Origin of the sequence: Undibacterium parvum, from assembly GCF_003955735.1 — a bacterium.
Lineage (GTDB): Bacteria > Pseudomonadota > Gammaproteobacteria > Burkholderiales > Burkholderiaceae_D > Undibacterium > Undibacterium parvum.
Genome location: NZ_CP034464.1, coordinates 3,333,353 through 3,355,290, shown reverse-complemented (window position 1 = coordinate 3,355,290; position 21,938 = coordinate 3,333,353). Strand labels below are relative to the sequence as shown.

Sequence of the window (21,938 nt, the reverse complement as noted above, 5' to 3'; positions counted from 1 at the left end):
TCCGAAATAAACAAATTAACCGAGAGCCGCAATTTTGGCCAGCAACTCTTGTGGATCTATAGGCTTCACCAAATAGTCCCGAGCACCTTGACGCAAACCCCAGATACGATCAGTTTCTTGATTTTTACTAGTGCAAATAATGACCGGAATATCTTGCGTCTCAACATCACGCGCGATAGCCCTTGTGATTTGAAATCCATTTTGGCCTGGCATGACGACATCCATCAGTATTAACTGTGGCTTGTCAGCCTTAATTTTCGTCAGGGCCTCTTCGCCATTTTCGGCGGTAGAAACAGAAAAGCCATTCTTGACCAAAATATCAGTCAAGAAATAGCGTTCGGTCGGTGAGTCGTCGACCACTAGAATTTTTTGTATAGTCATTTTTTACGCCTTAAAATTATTTTGATGCTTGCACTGAGGTGTAATTACGAACCGTTTTAAGCAAACTGTCTTTCGTAAACGGTTTAGTCAAATATTCATCCGACCCCACCATTGCCCCACGCGCCCGATCGAACAAACCATCTTTGGATGACAGCATGATTACCGGTGTATTGCGAAATTTCGCACTTTTCTTAATTAGTGCGCAGGTTTGATAACCATCCAGTCTAGGCATGAGTATGTCGCAAAAAATCAGGTCTGGATGAGTGTCATTAATTTTTGCCAAAGCGTCAAAACCGTCTTCGGCTAAAATTACTTTATACCCCACTTGCCCTAAAAATATTTCAGCCGATCGACGGATAGTACTACTATCATCGATCACCATGATTTTTAAGTTTTCATTACCTGTCAACATTGACATAAAATTATCTCAGATTAGCTGGGTTGAAAGTCATACATCACTTTAACAAAATTTAGCTGTCTTGCGCCATCTTTTTCCATCAATAAACATTTCAACTTTAAATTCGATAGTGCAGACTGGCATAAGGCTAAAATTATGTGCATAAATTGAAGAAAATTCTTATTTGATAGTAATTTTAGTTCAACTCTTTTAAATTGCCAGCATTTCGAAGTCTTCTTTACGCGCTCCGCATTCGGGGCAAGTCCAATTCATAGGGACGTCGGCCCATAAGGTGCCAGCCGCTATACCGTCTTCCGGCATACCATGCTCCTCCTCATAAATCCAACCACAAATCAGGCACATCCACGTTTTATATCCCACACTTGCCACCTTATCAATAGACACTACCAAAATCCTTCAATCAAGTAAAATACCGTTACGCTCTCAAAATCGCATGAGAAATATGATTTTTTGATAAACATGTATAAAACATCACAATTCACGAGATTTTTTGAGCACTGACAATCATTTTCCGCAAAAACAGCTATATTAATCTACCCCACGTGCAAAACCAAACACCCTTACTCATTCTAACATTTGGTGAATCCGATCCTGTTGCCGCGGCAGGCATACAGGCCGACCTTGCAACTTTCATTGCGATGGGTTGTCACGGCTTACCTGTATTGACTGCAATATTGATAGGAGACACCTCTCAGGTCGACGACGTCCATCCGCTTGAGGCAGAACTGGTGAGTGATCAGGCTAGGACACTGCTTGAAGACATGGAAATTACAGCAATCAAAATCGGTCAATTCGGGAGCGTAGAGAATATTACCGTAATTGCCGAAATCATCTCGGATTACCCCGAAATGCCAGTGGTTCTCGATCCATTTAGCTCAACTGCTCAACTTAACGAAGCGGAAGAAGAAGACTGCTTGACAGCGATACAAGAATTACTCATCCCTCAAGCAAGCTTGTTACTTATTTCTGCAGTTGAGCTTTCTAGGCTGGCAGAGAACTGGCGCGAAATCGATAATGACGACAAGCATAAGGATATAAGTTCTGATGCATTGCATCTAGTCGCATCGGGCTGTGAATATGTCCTGGTGACTGGAATCTCGGGCACAGGAGATGAAGAGGTGAATACCCTGTTTAATGATACTGGAGTTGTGCGCAGTGATCATTGGAAGCGCATACCCGGCTTATATCTTGGAGCCGGAGAAACTTTATCAGCAGGGATTACTGCGGCACTCGCAAATGGACTAGAGATGTCCGATGCTGTGCGTGAAGCACAGGAGTTTACGGTGGCAACGCTGCTCAATGCACAACGGATAGGAATGGGTAGGCAGATGCCTAATCGTTTTTTTTGGGTTAACGATAGTGACCCAAAAATCCCCGAATAAATAGATACTAAGCATTTTTTAATCATTAAATTTACGTAAAAATCATGACCAATAAAAACGAAAACTTATTTCTTCGAGCTCAAAAAACAACACCAGGAGGCGTAAACTCTCCGGTACGCGCATTTCGCTCGGTTGGTGGGACCCCCCGTTTTATTCAGCGCGCTGAGGGTGCATATTTTTGGGACGTTGAAGATAAGCGCTACATCGACTACATAGGCTCTTGGGGGCCGGCGATTGTTGGTCACGCTCACCCTAAAGTTGTTCAGGCAGTACAAGAAGCCGCCGCACGTGGACTTGGTTTCGGAGCGCCAACCGAAGGCGAGATCGAAATGGCAGAAGAAATATGCAAGTTAATGCCATCGATAGAGCAAGTCAGATTGGTTTCCAGTGGCACTGAAGCGACCATGAGTGCCTTAAGGCTTGCGCGAGGCGCGACCAATCGCGACAAGATTATTAAGTTTGAAGGTTGTTATCACGGCCACGCTGACTCGCTATTGGTCAAAGCAGGGAGTGGCTTACTAACACTAGGCAATCCCACTTCGGCAGGTGTTCCGGAAGACTTTATCCAGCACACTTTGGTGCTTGATTACAATAACAGCCAACAGTTGGAAGACTGCTTTAAAGCGCACGGAAAAGACATAGCCTGCGTCATCGTGGAGCCGGTAGCTGGCAATATGAATCTGATCAAAGCCACACCCGAATTTTTACGCACTATGCGTAGACTTTGCACAGAGTACGGCAGCGTATTGATTTTTGATGAAGTCATGTGCGGTTTTAGAGTTGCATTAGGCGGAGCTCAAAGCCTTTACGATATTCAACCTGACATTACGGCACTGGGTAAAATCATAGGCGGTGGTTTGCCTGTTGCTGCTTTTGGTGGGCGCGCAGACCTGATGGCCAACATGGCGCCCTTAGGCCGAGTTTACCAAGCCGGTACTTTATCGGGCAACCCTGTGGCAGTGGCGGCAGGATTGACCACCTTGAAACTGATACAAGAACCGAATTTTTACGAACAACTCTCATCACAAACAAATAAATTAGTACGGGGTTTATCCGAGGCTGCACGCAAGGCTGGCGTCACTTTTTGTGCGGATTCTATAGGCGGGATGTTTGGACTTTATTTCGCTCAGAGCATTCCTGCTTCTTACACAGAAATGATGGCGACCGATAGTGCTAAATTTAATCGTTTCTTCCATTTGATGCTGGATGCTGGCGTATATCTGGCCCCCTCGGCTTTTGAAGCTGGCTTTGTCTCAGCGCAGCATGATGATGCGATTATCGCGGCAAGCATCGCTTGCGCCGAAAAAGCCTTCGAGCAATTGGTATCGTAAAAAAATAAAAATAAGTTAATTAATTGATCACAATGAGCATCTTATATTTTCCACATGGAAATAATAAGATGCTTTTTTGTTAGGGAATGTTATTTCTACCCGCTAATAGCTTCCCTAGATTTTCACATTCTGTTACTTTTCGGATCATCAATTATTTATCCCATTCTTTGATCGAATCATGCAAATACGCTTACGTAAAAAATACTTAGCATTGACCCTGGCATTTTTACCACTGTATGCCTGCGCACAAGTACAAACTTTAAAAGATGCAACCCAGCAGGCTATTCTATCCAACCCGGAAGTACTAGCACGCTGGCACAACTTTCAGGCGGCGGGTTCAGAGCGTGAAGCCGCTGCTGGCGGCTACTTACCGAGCGTAAATCTGAGTGCTGGCGCCGGGCGTGATCAAAACGAAAATCGTTTGGGGAAATCCGACTTTAATCGCAATGGCGCCACCTTAAGCTTGAATCAAATGCTTTACGATGGCTTTTCCACGCGCAACGAGGTCAAACGTCTTGATCACACGCGCCTGGTAAAACTATTTGAACTTCGTGATGCCTCTGAGAGCGTTGCCTTGGAAGTGATACGTGCGTATTCGGACATTTTACGTTACCGGAAATTAGTTGGATTGGCAGAGGACAACTACGTACGTCACCGCACGGTTTTCGAACAAATACAAAGAAAAGTCAGCGCGGGTGCAGGGCGCCGTGTCGACCTAGAACAAATCTCTGGACGGCTTGCCTTAGCTGAGGCTAATTTACTGACCGAGACTTCGAATTTACACGATGTCAGTGCCCGCTTTCATCGTCTGGTTGGCACCCAAGCGAATAAGAATTTAGAAAACCCTGCCTTGCTGAGCAAGGATATGCCATCCGATATTGGCGCAGCCCTAGCTTTGGCGAATAAACAGCATCCTAGTCTGCTAGCAGCCATAGAAAACATACGCTCGGTACAAAGCTCGCAACAGGCACGCCGCGCCAGCTATCAGCCCCGGGTTGATTTTCGTGCGCGAACTGAGCACGGAAATAACATAGACAGTATTAGCGGTCGTACCAATAACAACACCGCCGAAGTTGTTCTATCTTGGAATTTATTTAACGGCGGTAGCGACAGTGCTCGCGTACGTCAATCCGCCGACCTGATCAATTTGGCACAAGATCAGCGTGACAAAGCTTGTAGAGATGTGCGCCAGAATGTGGTCATCGCATTTAACGACACGCGCAAACTCACCGAGCAGTTAAGCTACCTAGATCAACACCAATTGTCGATAGAAAAGGCCCGTGATGCGTATCGCCAGCAATTCGATATTGGCCAAAGATCTTTGCTCGATTTACTCGATACTGAGAACGAATTATTTCAGGCCAAGCGATCGTTTATTGGTGCCGAATACGACTTGTTGTACGCGTATGCCAGAACCCATGCCGGTATGGGCTCGTTGTATAGTGCTTTGGGAATTACCCAGCAAGACGCAGGTCCATTGCCGAACATGGAGAATAATGACCGCGACGATGTACCTCAAAATTGCCCATTAGAAGCAACTGAGATCTATGTTGTGGATAAAGTCGCCCTAAACGCACGTGCCAACCAACAAATTGGCCAAGTGCCCGCCGCGATTGCAAAAAACCCTCTACCAACAACGCCAATAAGCGTAGCACCAAATTTATCGGCATCAAAAACCGCAGTACTCAATGGGCTGCAAAAATGGCGTGAAGCCTGGATGGGCATGAATCCTCAAGCGTATTTTGAGATGTATTCAAAAAAATACACGTCTCGCGAATCATGGAAATCTGCGCGGAAAGCCCGGCTACTGGGAGCGCAAAAAATTGCTCTCAACCTGAGCGATATTAAAGTTGCGATTCAGGACGAAAAACATATGACGACTAGCTTCCGTCAAGATTATCAGTCTCCCGGCTACAAAGATGTACTAGAAAAAACCCTGTATTGGGAAGAGATTGGCGGCACCTGGTTAATCGTCAATGAGACAGTAGACGGACCACCGAATGCCAAACAATGGTAAATCGATGAAGTAAGCAAAATAGCCCGCGCTTGTTAAAGCTGACGGGCTATTTTTTTGAGCGCAGACTTGCTTAAACATTTTTTCAAATTAAACATTGAACAATGTTGCATAGAAGCAGAGAAATTAGTGCGCGTTTGATATATAGTGGCAGTCAAATTCAAGCATCGCCAGCCAGCAATACCGAGCTTTCGACTTTGCGTATTTCCTCTATTTTCAAAGCCTCACTTGCCTACGCCACTACGTTTATTGTCGACATTTTCAAAATTGGCTTTCGTAGTGCTGAGCTCACTCGTGCTTATTCCTGGCAATGCGCTGGATCTGGGGCGAATACAAGCTAGCTTAAAAAATCTGGGCGGGAATCAACAAGTTTTTGTCGAGTGGAGCGCTGTCATGCAAAGCTATGGCGAGGCGACGATTGAAACGAAATTGCAAAAGGTGAATGAGTTTTTTAATCGAAAAATTCTGTACACCGATGATCTAGAGGCATGGGGGCAATCTGATTATTGGGCTACGCCCATGGAAAGTTTAGCCAAAGGTAAGGGCGATTGTGAAGACTATGTGATCGCAAAATATTTCACTTTGCTCAATATGAACATCCCAGATAAACAGCTGCGACTCATTTACGTTAAGGCGCGTATCGGTGGCCCTGCTAGCAATGTACAACAAGCGCATATGGTGTTGGCATACTACGCCTCCGGTGAGGCCGAACCTTTAATCCTTGATAATCTTATTTCCGAGATTCGACCAGCCTCACGACGCAGCGATTTGTTTCCTGTTTTTAGTTTTAATGGTCAGGGTGTGTTTGCCGGTGCCGCCGCCAATGCCGCACTTGGCCCCGGTGGCACCGGTCGTTTAAGCCGCTGGCAAGACCTGCTAGAGCGTGCCCGTCGCGAAGGATTTGATTGATGCTAATAGCATTGTTATGCGTTTGCCGCCAGGCGCGAATCTGCGATGTCCGGAATTTTTTGATATTTAAAAAGGAAGTGTAATGTCAATGTATCGCCAACTTTGGCTTGCCATCATACTCAGCACCTTGCTCGCCTCTATCGGCAGTTTGCTGGCCTCCACCCTCAATTCGCGCGCCTACCTCAACGAGCAGTTGCGCATGAAAAATGCCGACAATGCGACAGTACTGGCACTTTCCCTGAGCCAAAAAAATATCGATGCCGTTGAGCTTGAGTTAGTCGTTGCTGCTCTGTTTGACAGCGGTCACTATAGTTCGATTAGCGTTAGCGACAGCAACGGCAAAGAATTCATCACACGCGTTGCCGCGCCTGAAAAAACCGCGGTTCCGGCCTGGTTCATCCAAGCTTTCCCGATACTATCAACACCTGGCCAGGCACAAATTAGCAGTGGCTGGAAACAATTGGGCACGGTCTCGCTCGTGACGCAGAGTAGCTTTGCCTACCAGACCTTGTGGCAATCCACCAAAGACATGATGGCGACACTAGCCTTGTCCGGCTTGATCGCCGGTTATTTAGGGACCCTCATCTTACGACGTTTACGAAAACCGCTCAGCGCCGTCATCGCACAAGCTAACGCCATGACTGAGCGCCGGTTTATTATCGCTCCAGAATCGAAGGTGCCAGAATTACGGCAATTATCGACGGCCATGAATTCCACAGTTAGTTTACTTAAATCCATGTTCGCAGAAGAAGCCGAACGCTTGGAAACCTTGCGTCGGCAGGCCAATACCGACCCTGTCTCAGGCGTGGCCAACCGTAGCCATTTTATGGCGCAATTGCATGTCATGGTTGAGGCTGAAGACGCCCCGGCAGGTAGTCTAATCATGTTGCGTCTATCGCATTTGGCAGAGATCAATAAGCAACTTGGTCGTAATAAGGTCGATACTCTACTCAAAAGACTCGGTGCTGTATTGAACCATCAAGCAAGCCAATTGCCGGAAGCTTTTGCAGCGCGCATGAACGGCACCGATTTTGCCTTATTGTTCCGGCAAACCGATGCAGCCCTGGTGGCGGCTTCAGTCTTGGACTTAATCTCTAAGGAACTGGCCGAAATCGAGAATAATCCTGTCACTGCTTACCTAGGTTACGGTCAATTTGAATTTGGAATTTCTCCAGGCGCCCTGCTATCTCAAGTGGACGAAGCCTTGGCCAGCGCAGAGATAGGCGGCGTCAGCGCAGTACGACAGGCTGCGCCTTTAGATATAGCGCAAGCACCAAGAAGCAGTGAAGAATGGTCAAAACTAATTCATCGAGCACTCGAGCAGCAGTGGGTAAAATTGGCGCTGTTCCCAGTAGTCGATTTCGCGAAAAAAACTTCGCATGCGGAATCCGCCCTGCGCCTCATGTTTGGTGGAGAATGGTTTCCGGCTGGCCGTTTCCTGCCGATTGCAGAGCGCCTGGGATTGACCGATAAACTCGATTTAGCAGCGATCAATTTAGGCCTTAATGAGTTGAGTCGAAATAGCCAGATGGACGATATCGCGATTAATTTATCGGCGCAATCGATACAAAATCCAGCTTTCAGAGAGCAATTACGCGCCCTACTGTTATCGCGCCCGGCTGTCAGCAAGCGTTTGTGGCTGGAGGTGCCAGAGAACGGCGTATTTGCCAACCTCGACGCATTTCGAGCCTTCCATCGCGACGTCAGCGCCAGTGGTTGCAAACTAGGAGTGGAACATTTTGGACGGCAATTCGACAAGATCAATCTCTTGCATGATCTTAAACTCGACTATGTCAAAGTTGATGCGGGCTTCATCCGTGGCATAGACATGAATGCCGGAAATCTAGCCTTCGTCAAAGGCATAGGCTCTATCGTGCACAGGATGGGCTTGCAAATATTTGCAGAGGGCGTGAGCTCTAGCGGCGAATTATCCAGTCTATCTGAGCTTGGCATCGATGGCGTCACCGGACCAATGATAGGTCAATCGACCGAGACTAGCTAAGCAGTTTCGGCTAGCCGCAGTGGTGTTGGTAAATCGCGATAGACGTACCATTGAGCCATGCTCAGACTAGCGATTTCAACAGGGCACCTGCCCAGCACGCATATTCCATGCGCCTTTCCAAGGTGCCTGTCCGCTAAGCCGCATGGAATATGCGCGTCCAGCTAGGTGCTTTGCAAATTTTGAGTTGTATTGTCCCTGCCAAATAATAATTTATCGGTTCATCTGATTTTTCAAGTACAGCTTTACAGCCTGCAGATATGCGATGCCTAGCGCTTTAATTTTCCGCTGAAGTACAGACCTAAAGCATGAAAAACCTTTTGAGCCCTCATCGATCCGGAGTATTAACATGCCAAAATTTGCAGCTAATCTGAGTATGATGTTTAACGAAGTCGCCTTCCCACAGCGTTTTGCCGCTGCCGCTGCAGCAGGCTTTAAAGCGGTGGAATTTTTGTTTCCGTACGAGCATTCGCCACAGCAGCTCGCGTCTTGGCTGCAGCAAAACCATTTGGAAAACGTTTTATTTAATCTACCGCCTGGTGATTGGGGTGCAGGCGAGCGCGGTATCGCTGCCCTGCCTGGTCGCGAGGTGGAATTTAAAACTGGCGTGGCGCGTGCGCTTGAATATGCATTAGCTCTGGGGACCAAGCGTCTGCATATGATGGCGGGAATCCTAGCTGCCGATGCCGATCCTCTGGTATATCGAGCGCAGTATTTGAGCAACCTAGGCTATGCGGCACGCGCAATGGCTGAACACGGTATCTGCTTAATGATAGAAGCAATCAACCCCAGAGACATGCCGGGATATTTTATCAACACTCAGGCGCAAGCCCATGCCCTGCGCGAAGAATGCGGCGAGCCCAACGTCAAAGTACAAATGGATTTTTATCACGCACAAATCGTCGAGGGTGATTTGTCTATGTGCTTGCGAAAGCACTTCGATGGCATCGGTCATGTACAGATCGCCAGCGTTCCCAGTCGCAATGAACCGGACCAGGGTGAAGTGAACTACCCTTACCTATTTAATTTACTCGATGAACTCGGATATGAAGGCTGGATAGGCTGCGAATACCGTCCGCGCGGACGCACGGAAGACGGACTGGGATGGCTACAAAAAGCGATGCAGCAGACCGCCATAAAAATCAAATAAGCCACCGCCAAAACAAAAAAACAGGGCGAAGAAATCGCCCTGTTTTGCTACACATTTCAACTAAATATACGGATCAAATTAGTCAACGATTAATTTTCCTTTTGTCAGCAAATCATTGATGATAGCCGCATCATCAGCACCGGTCAGTAAGACGTTACTTAAAGTAATAACTTGATCATCTTTAGCAGCGCTAAACCCACCTGCAAAGCCGCCAGTACTACTAATATGCACGACAGTGTCATTACCAGTTTTTACAAAATGCAAGTAATCACCCAAATTACCGTTGCCGCTAGCATGGTTTTCACCTTGTAACAAATCACGCAAATCAAGTCTATCGCCACCAGCGCTGAAAGCTGCAGGATCAAAATCAGTCACTCTATCGTTTGCGGGTAAAGTGGTAGTGCCAGCGTCTCCAAGTGACCAGCGGAAAGTATCGGCTTCGGTACCGCCGGTCAGTGTGTCATTTCCAACTCCACCTACCAGCACATCTTTTCCAGCGCCACCAAGGATAATGTCATCGCCACTACCGCCGAATACCCTATCGTCGCCATTACCAGCGTTGATCGTATCATTACCGCCCATGCCAGAGATGAAGTCTGCGCCCGCTGTACCAGTCAAAGTTTCGTTACTGTTAGAACCATTAAAGACGGTAGTATCAGTCACGATATTGACGAACTGCGTCACTGAATCCCCTGCCGTGGCACCGGTAGCGGTAACCGCAAGCAAGGCTGAATTTGTGCCCAGATTGCCAACTGCAAGCTCGGCTTGCGTCCAACCAGTGAGGTCGACGATCTGCCCTACACTAGTGGTCGTGACACTATGCCCGCCCACACCGTCGCTAAAGGTTGCGCCTATCGGGGCCCCGGTGACCTCGATATGTGTATAGTCATTGCCGACCAAGGCAAAGCGAACCGATCCACCGTCATTATCGAGCACAGCATTAGCGCCAAGATTATTACTCTCCACTGCATAGATCGCCTTAATCTGCGCGCCTGTGAGCGTTCTGTCGTAGATACGAGCATCATCTAAGGTACCGTTCAAGTAACGGTCAGTCGCCGCGCCATCGTCCGCTGTAACGCCAAAGCCTAGGAATTTATTAGGCATAATCGCACCAGGCAAGATATTGCCTGAGCTATTGAGTACGCCATCCACCCAGACCTCGGTTGCTCCAGTGGTGAAATTATGATTCATTGCCACGTGATGCCATTTACCATCATTGATAGGATTTGTACTCTGAAATCCTAACGTGTCCGCCATCCCAAAACCGATACGTCCATTACTATCTAACCAGCCCCATTGAATATCGGTTGTGCCACCGTTATTTTCCATACCGATAACACTAGGTGAATTCCAACCTATCGATCCACCAGTCTGCGTTGTATTCAACCAGAACACCAGCGATGCGCTACCGCCACCAGAGCCATTACCACGCAAAGGATCAGTTACAGATGTGGGCAAGGCAAGGTAGCCGCCATCGCGCGCGCCACTAGTCGTCGACCAGATACCGTTGAACTGCATACCAAACCCTTCATGACCGTTCGCCGTGAAAGTCGGGCTCCTATCAACACCGCCAGCGATACCATCGGTACGTGTTCCTATCTGATCTAGCGTAGGATAAATATTTGTCGTAGTCGTACCCACACCTTCATTAAACGTCCAATGCTGGACATCCTGTACGCTCAGATCAACTCGTGGCGATACTGCGATAGACAAGGTATTGGGTACGGTGTCATACAGGTTACCGCTATCACGCACACTAAAAGTGAAGTTTGCGTAACTAGCTCCGTTCGCATTCGCAGCCGGCGTAAATGTCAGACTACTTAATTCAGTGCTTAGCAAAACCTGCCCTGCAATCACAGTAACGCCATTTAATTGCAAAACACCGTTGCCGGGCAAGGTGTCGATACGTATTGCCGTCGGTGTGGAATTTAAACCATCCTCGACATCGTTCATACGGAAATCAGCAATGCTGAAATGGTAAGGCGTATCCTCACCGGTCGTCACCGCACGATCAATCCCCAATGGCGCATCATTGACAGCGGTCACCGTAATGATCTCATTCGCATTGGAAGTGAGTAGGCCATCAGTAATCACATATTGGATGCTCACTTGACCATTGAAGTTCGGGCTAGGCGTAAAACTAATAATATTTGCCGCAGTGATATTGACCGTACCGCCAGTGACTAAAATAGTTTGGGCAATACCAGGAGTAAGCGCTATGCCGTTGATGCTCTTGATAGTTGGAGTGGTGCCATCAGGATCACTATCACCGCTTAATGGTGTCAATGTAATCGCGCTGCCATCTTCTGACATCGTGTAGCGATCATCGACAGCAACCGGAGCCTCGTTCACGTTGCTTTCTTTTAAAGTAATGATCGCAGCGGTGCTGTTACCTGCTGCATCAAACACCGTAACGCTATAGTTACCAGTGTTGGGGCCTTGCTCAAAGTCGTTCACGGCCGAAGCCGCTCCGGCTGCAGTCAAGGTAATGGCGCCGGTGCTATCGATTTGATAGTAGCCATCAGCGCTGGTATTGGTGCCAGTCACGGTGAACTTGTAGCCTGTCACACCCTTGGCATCACTGGCCATCACATTAGCGATAACGCTATTAGCAGCACTGTTCTCAGCATAGCTAAAAGTTTGCGCTGCAACTGCAGGTCCGGTGGTGTCGACTGTGTAAGTATGGTCGGCTGTTGCTACTGCTGGATTGCCGGCCGTGTCGGTGCTGCTGACGCTGGCGTGGACATTGCCGTTGCCCAGTAAATCAGCGCCTGGTACGGCCACGCTGTAGCTGTAGTTACCCGCTGTGCCGGTCACTGTGGCGTTGTAGGTGTGGGTACCCACAGTCAGGGTTACGATATCACCGGCTTTGGCGTCACCGCCTACCGTGCCGCTTAAGGTGACGAGCTTACCGGAGCCTGATTCTGCAGCATTGACGATGTCGTCACCGGCGACCGTAGCGATGGTGATACTGGCGCTCGCTGTGGTGTCGACTGTGTAAGTATGGTCAGTCGCTGCAGTGGACGGATTGCCAGAGGCACTCATTGTGCTGACGCTGGCGTGAACATTGCCGTTGCCCAGTAAATCAGCCCCAGGTACTGCGACGCTGTAGCTGTAGTTACCGGCAGTGCCGGTCACTGTGGCGTTGTAGGTGTGGGTACCGACGGTCAGGGTCACGATATCACCGGCTTTGGCGTCGCCGCCTACCGTGCCGCTTAAGGTGACCGGTTTATTCGATTCTGCGGCGTTGACGATGTCGTCTCCGGCTACCGTGGCGATGGTGATACTGGCGCTGGCTGTGGTGTCAACTGTGTAAGTATGGTCGGCTGTTGCTACTGCTGGATTGCCGGCCGTGTCGGTGCTGCTGACGCTGGCGTGGACATTGCCGTTGCCCAGTAAATCAGCGCCTGGTACGGCCACGCTGTAGCTGTAGTTACCCGCTGTGCCGGTCACTGTGGCGTTGTAGGTGTGGGTACCCACAGTCAGGGTTACGATATCACCGGCTTTGGCGTCACCGCCTACCGTGCCGCTTAAGGTGACGAGCTTACCGGAGCCTGATTCTGCAGCGTTGACGATGTCGTCTCCGGCTACCGTGGCGATGGTGATACTGGCGCTGGCTGTGGTGTCAACTGTGTAAGTATGGTCGGCTGTTGCTACTGCTGGATTGCCGGCCGTGTCGGTGCTGCTGACGCTGGCGTGGACATTGCCGTTGCCCAGTAAATCAGCGCCTGGTACGGCCACGCTGTAGCTGTAGTTACCCGCTGTGCCGGTCACTGTGGCGTTGTAGGTGTGGGTACCCACAGTCAGGGTTACGATATCACCGGCTTTGGCGTCACCGCCTACCGTGCCGCTTAAGGTGACGAGCTTACCGGAGCCTGATTCTGCAGCGTTGACGATGTCGTCTCCGGCTACCGTCGCGATGGTGATGCTGGCGCTGGCGGTGGTGTCGACTGTGTAAGTATGGTCGGCTGTTGCTACTGCTGGATTGCCCGCCGTGTCGGTGCTGCTGACGCTGGCGTGGACATTGCCGTTGCCCAGTAAATCAGCCCCAGGTACTGCGACGCTGTAGCTGTAGTTACCGGCAGTGCCAGTCACTGTGGCGTTGTAGGTGTGGGCACCCACAGTCAGGGTCACGATATCACCGGCTTTGGCGTCGCCGCCTACCGTGCCGCTTAAGGTGACGAGCTTACCGGAGCCTGATTCTGCAGCGTTGACGATGTCGTCACCGGCTACCGTCGCGATGGTGATGCTGGCGCTGGCGGTGGTGTCGACTGTGTAAGTATGGTCGGCTGTTGCTACTGCTGGATTGCCCGCCGTGTCGGTGCTGCTGACGCTGGCGTGAACATTGCCGTTGCCCAGTAAATCAGCCCCAGGTACTGCGACGCTGTAGCTGTAGTTACCGGCAGTGCCGGTCACTGTGGCGTTGTAGGTGTGGGTACCGACGGTCAGGGTCACGATATCACCGGCTTTGGCGTCACCGCCTACCGTGCCGCTTAAGGTGACGAGCTTACCGGAGCCTGATTCTGCAGCATTGACGATGTCGTCACCGGCGACCGTAGCGATGGTGATACTGGCGTTGGCTGTGGTGTCAACTGTGTAAGTATGGTCAGCTGTTGCTACCGCTGGATTGCCGGCCGCGTCGGTGCTACTGACGCTGGCGTGAACATTGCCGTTGCCCAGTAAATCAGCCCCAGGTACTGCGACGCTGTAGCTGTAGTTACCGGCAGTGCCGGTCACTGTGGCGTTGTAGGTGTGGGTACCAACGGTCAGGGTCACGATATCACCGGCTTTGGCGTCGCCGCTTACCGTGCCGCTTAAGGTGACAGGTTTATTCGATTCTGCAGCGTTGACGATATCGTCTCCGGCGACCGTGGCGATGGTGATACTGGCGCTGGCTGTGGTGTCGACTGTGTAAGTATGGTCAGCTGTTGCTACCGCTGGATTGCCGGCCGTGTCGGTGCTGCTGACGCTGGCGTGAACATTGCCGTTGCCCAGTAAATCAGCCCCAGGTACTGCGACGCTGTAGCTGTAGTTACCGGCAGTGCCGGTCACTGTGGCGTTGTAGGTGTGGGTACCAACGGTCAGGGTCACGATATCACCGGCTTTGGCGTCGCCGCTTACCGTGCCGCTTAAGGTGACCGGTTTATTCGATTCTGCAGCGTTGACGATGTCGTCTCCGGCGACCGTGGCGATGGTGATACTGGCGCTCGCTGTGGTGTCGACTGTGTAAGTATGGTCAGTCGCTGCAGTGGACGGATTGCCAGAGGCACTCATTGTGCTGACGCTGGCGTGGACATTGCCGTTGCCCAGTAAATCAGCCCCAGGTACTGCGACGCTGTAGCTGTAGTTACCGGCAGTGCCGGTCACTGTGGCGTTGTAGGTGTGGGTACCAACGGTCAGGGTCACGATATCACCGGCTTTGGCGTCGCCGCTTACCGTGCCGCTTAAGGTGACAGGTTTATTCGATTCTGCAGCGTTGACGATGTCGTCTCCGGCGACCGTGGCGATGGTGATACTGGCGCTCGCTGTGGTGTCGACTGTGTAAGTATGGTCAGTCGCTGCAGTGGACGGATTGCCAGAGGCACTCATTGTGCTGACGCTGGCGTGAACATTGCCGTTGCCCAGTAAATCAGCCCCAGGTACTGCGACGCTGTAGCTGTAGTTACCGGCAGTGCCGGTCACTGTGGCGTTGTAGGTGTGGGTACCAACGGTCAGGGTCACGATATCACCGGCTTTGGCGTCGCCGCTTACCGTGCCGCTTAAGGTGACCGGTTTATTCGATTCTGCAGCGTTGACGATGTCGTCTCCGGCGACCGTGGCGATGGTGATACTGGCGTTGGCTGTGGTGTCGACTGTGTAAGTATGGTCCGCTGTTGCTACTGCTGGATTGCCGGCCGTGTCGGTGCTGCTGACGCTGGCGTGGACATTGCCGTTGCCCAGTAAATCAGCCCCAGGTACTGCGACGCTGTAGCTGTAGTTACCGGCAGTGCCGGTCACTGTGGCGTTGTAGGTGTGGGTACCCACAGTCAGGGTTACGATATCACCGGCTTTGGCGTCGCCGCCTACCGTGCCGCTTAAGGTGACAGGTTTATTCGATTCTGCAGCGTTGACGATGTCGTCTCCGGCGACCGTGGCGATGGTGATACTGGCGCTGGCTGTGGTGTCGACTGTGTAAGTATGGTCAGCTGTTGCTACCGCTGGATTGCCGGCCGCGTCGGTGCTGCTGACGCTGGCGTGGACATTGCCGTTGCCCAGTAAATCAGCCCCAGGTACTGCGACGCTGTAGCTGTAGTTACCGGCAGTGCCGGTCACTGTGGCGTTGTAGGTGTGGGTACCAACGGTCAGGGTTACGATATCACCGGCTTTGGCGTCACCACCTACCGTGCCGCTTAAGGTGACAGGTTTATTCGACTCTGCAGCGTTGACGATGTCGTCTCCGGCTACCGTCGCGATGGTGATACTGGCGTTGGCTGTGGTGTCAACTGTGTAAGTATGGTCAGCTGTTGCTACCGCTGGATTGCCGGCCGCGTCGGTGCTACTGACGCTGGCGTGAACATTGCCGTTGCCCAGTAAATCAGCCCCAGGTACTGCGACGCTGTAGCTGTAGTTACCGGCAGTGCCGGTCACTGTGGCGTTGTAGGTGTGGGTACCGACGGTCAGGGTCACGATATCACCGGCTTTGGCGTCGCCGCCTACCGTGCCGCTTAAGGTGACCGGTTTATTCGATTCTGCGGCGTTGACGATGTCGTCTCCGGCTACCGTGGCGATGGTGATACTGGCGCTGGCTGTGGTGTCAACTGTGTAAGTATGGTCGGCTGTTGCTACTGCTGGATTGCCGGCCGTGTCGGTGCTGCTGACGCTGGCGTGGACATTGCCGTTGCCCAGTAAATCAGCGCCTGGTACGGCCACGCTGTAGCTGTAGTTACCCGCTGTGCCGGTCACTGTGGCGTTGTAGGTGTGGGTACCCACAGTCAGGGTTACGATATCACCGGCTTTGGCGTCACCGCCTACCGTGCCGCTTAAGGTGACGAGCTTACCGGAGCCTGATTCTGCAGCGTTGACGATGTCGTCTCCGGCTACCGTCGCGATGGTGATGCTGGCGCTGGCGGTGGTGTCGACTGTGTAAGTATGGTCGGCTGTTGCTACTGCTGGATTGCCCGCCGTGTCGGTGCTGCTGACGCTGGCGTGAACATTGCCGTTGCCCAGTAAATCAGCCCCAGGTACTGCGACGCTGTAGCTGTAGTTACCGGCAGTGCCGGTCACTGTGGCGTTGTAGGTGTGGGTACCGACGGTCAGGGTCACGATATCACCGGCTTTGGCGTCGCCGCCTACCGTGCCGCTTAAGGTGACAGGTTTATTCGATTCTGCAGCGTTGACGATGTCGTCTCCGGCGACCGTGGCGATGGTGATACTGGCGCTGGCTGTGGTGTCAACTGTGTAAGTATGGTCGGCTGTTGCTACTGCTGGATTGCCGGCCGTGTCGGTGCTGCTGACGCTGGCGTGGACATTGCCGTTGCCCAGTAAATCAGCGCCTGGTACGGCCACGCTGTAGCTGTAGTTACCCGCTGTGCCGGTCACTGTGGCGTTGTAGGTGTGGGTACCCACAGTCAGGGTTACGATATCACCGGCTTTGGCGTCGCCGCTTACCGTGCCGCTTAAGGTGACAGGTTTATTCGATTCTGCAGCGTTGACGATGTCGTCTCCGGCGACCGTGGCGATGGTGATACTGGCGCTGGCTGTGGTGTCGACTGTGTAAGTATGGTCAGTCGCTGCAGTGGACGGATTGCCAGAGGCACTCATTGTGCTGACGCTGGCGTGGACATTGCCGTTGCCCAGTAAATCAGCCCCAGGTACTGCGACGCTGTAGCTGTAGTTACCGGCAGTGCCGGTCACTGTGGCGCTGTAGGTGTGGGTACCGACGGTCAGGGTCACGATATCACCGGCTTTGGCGTCGCCGCCTACCGTGCCGCTTAAGGTGACAGGTTTATTCGATTCTGCAGCGTTGACGATGTCGTCTCCGGCGACCGTGGCGATGGTGATACTGGCGTTGGCTGTGGTGTCGACTGTGTAAGTATGGTCCGCTGTTGCTACTGCTGGATTGCCGGCCGTGTCGGTGCTGCTGACGCTGGCGTGGACATTGCCGTTGCCCAGTAAATCAGCCCCAGGTACTGCGACGCTGTAGCTGTAGTTACCGGCAGTGCCGGTCACTGTGGCGTTGTAGGTGTGGGTACCCACAGTCAGGGTTACGATATCACCGGCTTTGGCGTCGCCGCTTACCGTGCCGCTTAAGGTGACCGGTTTATTCGATTCTGCAGCGTTGACGATGTCGTCTCCGGCGACCGTGGCGATGGTGATACTGGCGCTCGCTGTGGTGTCGACTGTGTAAGTATGGTCAGCTGTTGCTACCGCTGGATTGCCGGCCGCGTCGGTGCTGCTGACGCTGGCGTGGACATTGCCGTTGCCCAGTAAATCAGCCCCAGGTACTGCGACGCTGTAGCTGTAGTTACCGGCAGTGCCGGTCACTGTGGCGTTGTAGGTGTGGGTACCAACGGTCAGGGTCACGATATCACCGGCTTTGGCGTCGCCGCTTACCGTGCCGCTTAAGGTGACAGGTTTATTCGATTCTGCAGCGTTGACGATGTCGTCTCCGGCGACCGTGGCGATGGTGATACTGGCGCTCGCTGTGGTGTCGACTGTGTAAGTATGGTCAGTCGCTGCAGTGGACGGATTGCCAGAGGCACTCATTGTGCTGACGCTGGCGTGAACATTGCCGTTGCCCAGTAAATCAGCCCCAGGTACTGCGACGCTGTAGCTGTAGTTACCGGCAGTGCCGGTCACTGTGGCGTTGTAGGTGTGGGTACCAACGGTCAGGGTCACGATATCACCGGCTTTGGCGTCGCCGCTTACCGTGCCGCTTAAGGTGACCGGTTTATTCGATTCTGCAGCGTTGACGATGTCGTCTCCGGCGACCGTGGCGATGGTGATACTGGCGTTGGCTGTGGTGTCGACTGTGTAAGTATGGTCCGCTGTTGCTACTGCTGGATTGCCGGCCGTGTCGGTGCTGCTGACGCTGGCGTGGACATTGCCGTTGCCCAGTAAATCAGCCCCAGGTACTGCGACGCTGTAGCTGTAGTTACCGGCAGTGCCGGTAACTGTGGCGTTGTAGGTGTGGGTACCCACAGTCAGGGTCACGATATCACCGGCTTTGGCGTCGCCGCCTACCGTGCCGCTTAAGGTGACAGGTTTATTCGATTCTGCAGCGTTGACGATGTCGTCACCAGCCACCGTGGCGATGGTGATACTGGCGCTCGCTGTGGTGTCGACTGTGTAAGTATGGTCAGTCGCTGCAGTGGACGGATTGCCAGAGGCACTCATTGTGCTGACGCTGGCGTGGACATTGCTGCTGCCCAGTAAATCAGCACCAGGTACGGCCACGCTGTAGCTGTAGTTGCCCGCTGTGCCGGTCACTGTGGCGTTGTAGGTGTGGGTACCAACGGTCAGGGTCACGATATCACCGGCTTTGGCGTCGCCGCTTACCGTGCCGCTTAAGGTGACAGGTTTATTCGATTCTGCAGCGTTGACGATGTCGTCTCCGGCTACCGTCGCGATGGTGATACTGGCGTTGGCTGTGGTGTCAACTGTGTAAGTATGGTCAGCTGTTGCTACCGCTGGATTGCCGGCCGCGTCGGTGCTACTGACGCTGGCGTGAACATTGCCGTTGCCCAGTAAATCAGCCCCAGGTACTGCGACGCTGTAGCTGTAGTTACCGGCAGTGCCGGTCACTGTGGCGTTGTAGGTGTGGGTACCGACGGTCAGGGTCACGATATCACCGGCTTTGGCGTCGCCGCCTACCGTGCCGCTTAAGGTGACCGGTTTATTCGATTCTGCGGCGTTGACGATGTCGTCTCCGGCTACCGTGGCGATGGTGATACTGGCGCTGGCTGTGGTGTCAACTGTGTAAGTATGGTCGGCTGTTGCTACTGCTGGATTGCCGGCCGTGTCGGTGCTGCTGACGCTGGCGTGGACATTGCCGTTGCCCAGTAAATCAGCGCCTGGTACGGCCACGCTGTAGCTGTAGTTACCCGCTGTGCCGGTCACTGTGGCGTTGTAGGTGTGGGTACCCACAGTCAGGGTTACGATATCACCGGCTTTGGCGTCACCGCCTACCGTGCCGCTTAAGGTGACGAGCTTACCGGAGCCTGATTCTGCAGCGTTGACGATGTCGTCTCCGGCTACCGTCGCGATGGTGATGCTGGCGCTGGCGGTGGTGTCGACTGTGTAAGTATGGTCGGCTGTTGCTACTGCTGGATTGCCGGCCCCGTCGGTGCTGCTGACGCTGGCGTGTACATTGCCGTTGCCCAGTAAATCAGCACCAGGTACGGCCACGCTGTAGCTGTAGTTACCGGCAGTGCCGGTCACGGTGGCGTTGTAGGTGTGGGTCCCAACGGTCAGGGTCACGATATCACCGGCTTTGGCGTCACCGCTTACCGTGCCGCTTAAGGTGACAGGTTTATTCGATTCTGCAGCGTTGACGATGTCGTCTCCGGCGACCGTGGCGATGGTGATACTGGCGCTGGCTGTGGTGTCGAGCACTGCAGTGTCCGTACCAGGTGCAGAGACATTGCCAGCTTGGTCCGTGACCGTTGCACTCACAGACAAGGTCGCGCCTTCGGCCGGTTTGGCAACCGTGCTGCTGTAAGTACCTGCAGTGATTTCTGCGGCGGTTAAGACATGGCTTTGCGGTGTCGTGCCATCAGTAATCGTCAGAGTGTCGCCCGCTTTAGCCGTGCCTGGCAAGGCGACTGTAACTGCCACTGTGCTTGCGGCTCCGAGTTCTGCTTTACTGATCAGGCCGTCGTTGTTGCTGTCGGTGGTGATCGTGATCGTTGGTGCTGCGGTCGCCGTTGTGTCTAAAGTCGCGCTGTCGGTGCCCGGGGCTGAGACATTGCCTGCCTGGTCGGTGACGGTTGCTGTGACCGTTAAGCTTGCACCTTCGGCCGGTTTGGCAACCGTGCTGCTGTAGCTACCAGCGCTAATTTCTGCTGCGGTCAAGACATGGCTTTGCGGTGTTGTGCCATCAGTGATCGTCAGAGTGTCACCTGCTTTAGCGGTGCCTGGCAAGGCCACGGTGACGGCTACTGTCGTCGCTGCACCGAGTTCTGTTTTACTGATCAGACCGTCGTTGTTGCTGTCGGTGGTGATCGTGATCGTCGGAGCTGCCGTGGCGGTGGTGTCAACCGAACCGTCATCCGTACTAGTGGCTTGATTACCGGCCGCATCTCGGCCACTCGCCACTACTTTGTAAGTACCGTCCGCCAAAGGTAACGCAGGTGTCGCATTGTAAATACCACCGGTCTGTACCGTGGCAGTGATGGTCTGCGACTTACCTGAACTATCGGTCACAACTAGCGTAATCGTACTGCCTACAGGCAAATCACTGCTACCGCTAATGGTCGGGGTGTTATCACTTGTATTATCCGGTGCTTGAACAGTGATGACTGGTGGAGTGGCATCTACCGAGCCACCGTCTGTACCAGTGGCTGGATTGCCTGATGAATCTTTACCGCTTGCAACCACGCTATAAGAGCCATCTGACAAAGCGGTCGTCGGCGTCGCGCTATAAGTTCCATTCGGCTGAACTATCGCAGTAATGGTCTGCTGCGTACCGCCGCTATCGGTAATGAGCAGCGATATCGTGCTGCCTGCGGGCAGATTACTAGTACCCGAAATGCTAGGCGTACTGTCGTTTGTATTGTCCGGTGCATCAACGGTAATTACAGGCGATGCATTATCGATCGCGTTTGCAAGCAATCCTGCTGAGCGCTCTATTGGTAAAATAGTGGCCGTCGTGGCGGCAGCGCCAAAGAAGGATTGGGGTGTAACCGCTTCTGCGATTCTGTCCAACTGCACAAAGCCATTACCATCGCCGACATCGCCGCCACCAAGGCCGGCCGCGGTTTCTTCGAGTAATTTATCGAGACTATTACCTCCAATTACTGCATTGGCGACATTTGCGGCGAGCGCGGCATCTGGCAACAAGGCCGCTGCGGCGATTTCGGTTTGGGCGGGTGCGTACACACTAGCGTCAAGTGTGACCGTTTCGCCTTCTCTCAGGAGATAGTTGCGGCCTTGATCAAACGCCAACTCCACGCGTCCGTTTGCCTCGGTGACGATAACATCATTTTCATAAATGACATCACCCAAATGAAGTTGATGCTGACTACCGTCCGCAGAACGTACTATGGCCTGGCCTTGAAGCGCAACGACTTTACCAACGATGTTTGCTGAACTTGCCATGATAGATCTCCGGACGAATGAATAAGAATGTCCGTACTCTAACAAGAATGTTTCCAA

The 21,938-nt window shown here is 52.4% G+C and carries 10 protein-coding genes; 6 read left to right on the top strand and 4 right to left on the bottom strand.

Features of this window, described 5'->3' with window-relative positions:
* Nucleotides 1-15: 15 nt before the first annotated feature.
* The 3 genes from EJN92_RS14670 to EJN92_RS14660 all read right to left on the bottom strand — a co-directional run bounded on the left by EJN92_RS14670 (nucleotide 16) and on the right by EJN92_RS14660 (nucleotide 1,159).
* Nucleotides 16-381: a response regulator transcription factor gene (locus EJN92_RS14670; protein ID WP_126128507.1), complete on the bottom strand. Its 366-nt coding sequence runs from the start codon at nucleotides 379-381 to the stop codon at nucleotides 16-18.
* Between the two features lie 16 nt (nucleotides 382-397).
* The gene (locus tag EJN92_RS14665; protein ID WP_194074993.1) at nucleotides 398-793 is read right to left on the bottom strand and encodes a response regulator; all 396 of its coding nucleotides are present in this window, start codon (nucleotides 791-793) and stop codon (nucleotides 398-400) included.
* A gap of 195 nt (nucleotides 794-988) precedes the next feature.
* Complete coding sequence (locus EJN92_RS14660; RefSeq protein WP_126129946.1) at nucleotides 989-1,159, bottom strand: rubredoxin; 171 nt, start codon at nucleotides 1,157-1,159, stop codon at nucleotides 989-991.
* A 182-nt stretch (nucleotides 1,160-1,341) separates the two neighbouring features.
* Between EJN92_RS14660 and thiD the strand changes: the two genes are divergently transcribed.
* The 6 genes from thiD (at nucleotide 1,342) to otnI (ending at nucleotide 9,584) form a co-directional block, all read left to right on the top strand.
* Nucleotides 1,342-2,181, top strand: a complete 840-nt coding sequence (gene thiD, locus EJN92_RS14655; RefSeq protein WP_126128505.1) for a bifunctional hydroxymethylpyrimidine kinase/phosphomethylpyrimidine kinase — start codon at nucleotides 1,342-1,344, stop codon at nucleotides 2,179-2,181.
* Nucleotides 2,182-2,225: 44 nt separating this feature from the next.
* Nucleotides 2,226-3,512, top strand: a complete 1,287-nt coding sequence (gene hemL, locus EJN92_RS14650) for a glutamate-1-semialdehyde 2,1-aminomutase (protein WP_126128504.1) — start codon at nucleotides 2,226-2,228, stop codon at nucleotides 3,510-3,512.
* 178 nt (nucleotides 3,513-3,690) lie between these two features.
* Nucleotides 3,691-5,529, top strand: coding sequence for a TolC family outer membrane protein (locus EJN92_RS14645; protein ID WP_126128503.1), 1,839 nt, complete (start codon nucleotides 3,691-3,693; stop codon nucleotides 5,527-5,529).
* Between the two features lie 225 nt (nucleotides 5,530-5,754).
* Nucleotides 5,755-6,435 (top strand): transglutaminase-like cysteine peptidase, encoded by a 681-nt coding sequence (locus EJN92_RS14640; RefSeq protein ID WP_227869559.1) that lies wholly within the window; start codon nucleotides 5,755-5,757, stop codon nucleotides 6,433-6,435.
* Between the two features lie 82 nt (nucleotides 6,436-6,517).
* Complete coding sequence (locus EJN92_RS14635; protein ID WP_126128502.1) at nucleotides 6,518-8,437, top strand: bifunctional diguanylate cyclase/phosphodiesterase; 1,920 nt, start codon at nucleotides 6,518-6,520, stop codon at nucleotides 8,435-8,437.
* Between the two features lie 346 nt (nucleotides 8,438-8,783).
* Nucleotides 8,784-9,584, top strand: coding sequence for a 2-oxo-tetronate isomerase (gene otnI / locus EJN92_RS14630; RefSeq protein WP_126128501.1), 801 nt, complete (start codon nucleotides 8,784-8,786; stop codon nucleotides 9,582-9,584).
* Between the two features lie 78 nt (nucleotides 9,585-9,662).
* Here the strand turns inward: otnI and EJN92_RS14625 are convergent, their stop codons facing one another.
* Nucleotides 9,663-21,881 (bottom strand): Ig-like domain-containing protein, encoded by a 12,219-nt coding sequence (locus EJN92_RS14625; protein ID WP_126128500.1) that lies wholly within the window; start codon nucleotides 21,879-21,881, stop codon nucleotides 9,663-9,665.
* Between the last annotated feature and the right edge of the window lie 57 nt (nucleotides 21,882-21,938).

Bases quoted from the DNA above. Each gene is read 5' to 3' on its own strand.
- EJN92_RS14635 (WP_126128502.1), top strand. From the start codon at position 6,518: ATGTCAATGTATCGCCAACTTTGGCTTGCCATCATACTCAGCACCTTG.
- EJN92_RS14625 (WP_126128500.1), bottom strand. From the start codon at position 21,881: ATGGCAAGTTCAGCAAACATCGTTGGTAAAGTCGTTGCGCTTCAAGGC.
- EJN92_RS14670 (WP_126128507.1), bottom strand. From the start codon at position 381: ATGACTATACAAAAAATTCTAGTGGTCGACGACTCACCGACCGAACGC.
- EJN92_RS14645 (WP_126128503.1), top strand. From the start codon at position 3,691: ATGCAAATACGCTTACGTAAAAAATACTTAGCATTGACCCTGGCATTT.
- otnI (WP_126128501.1), top strand. From the start codon at position 8,784: ATGCCAAAATTTGCAGCTAATCTGAGTATGATGTTTAACGAAGTCGCC.
- EJN92_RS14665 (WP_194074993.1), bottom strand. From the start codon at position 793: ATGTTGACAGGTAATGAAAACTTAAAAATCATGGTGATCGATGATAGT.
- hemL (WP_126128504.1), top strand. From the start codon at position 2,226: ATGACCAATAAAAACGAAAACTTATTTCTTCGAGCTCAAAAAACAACA.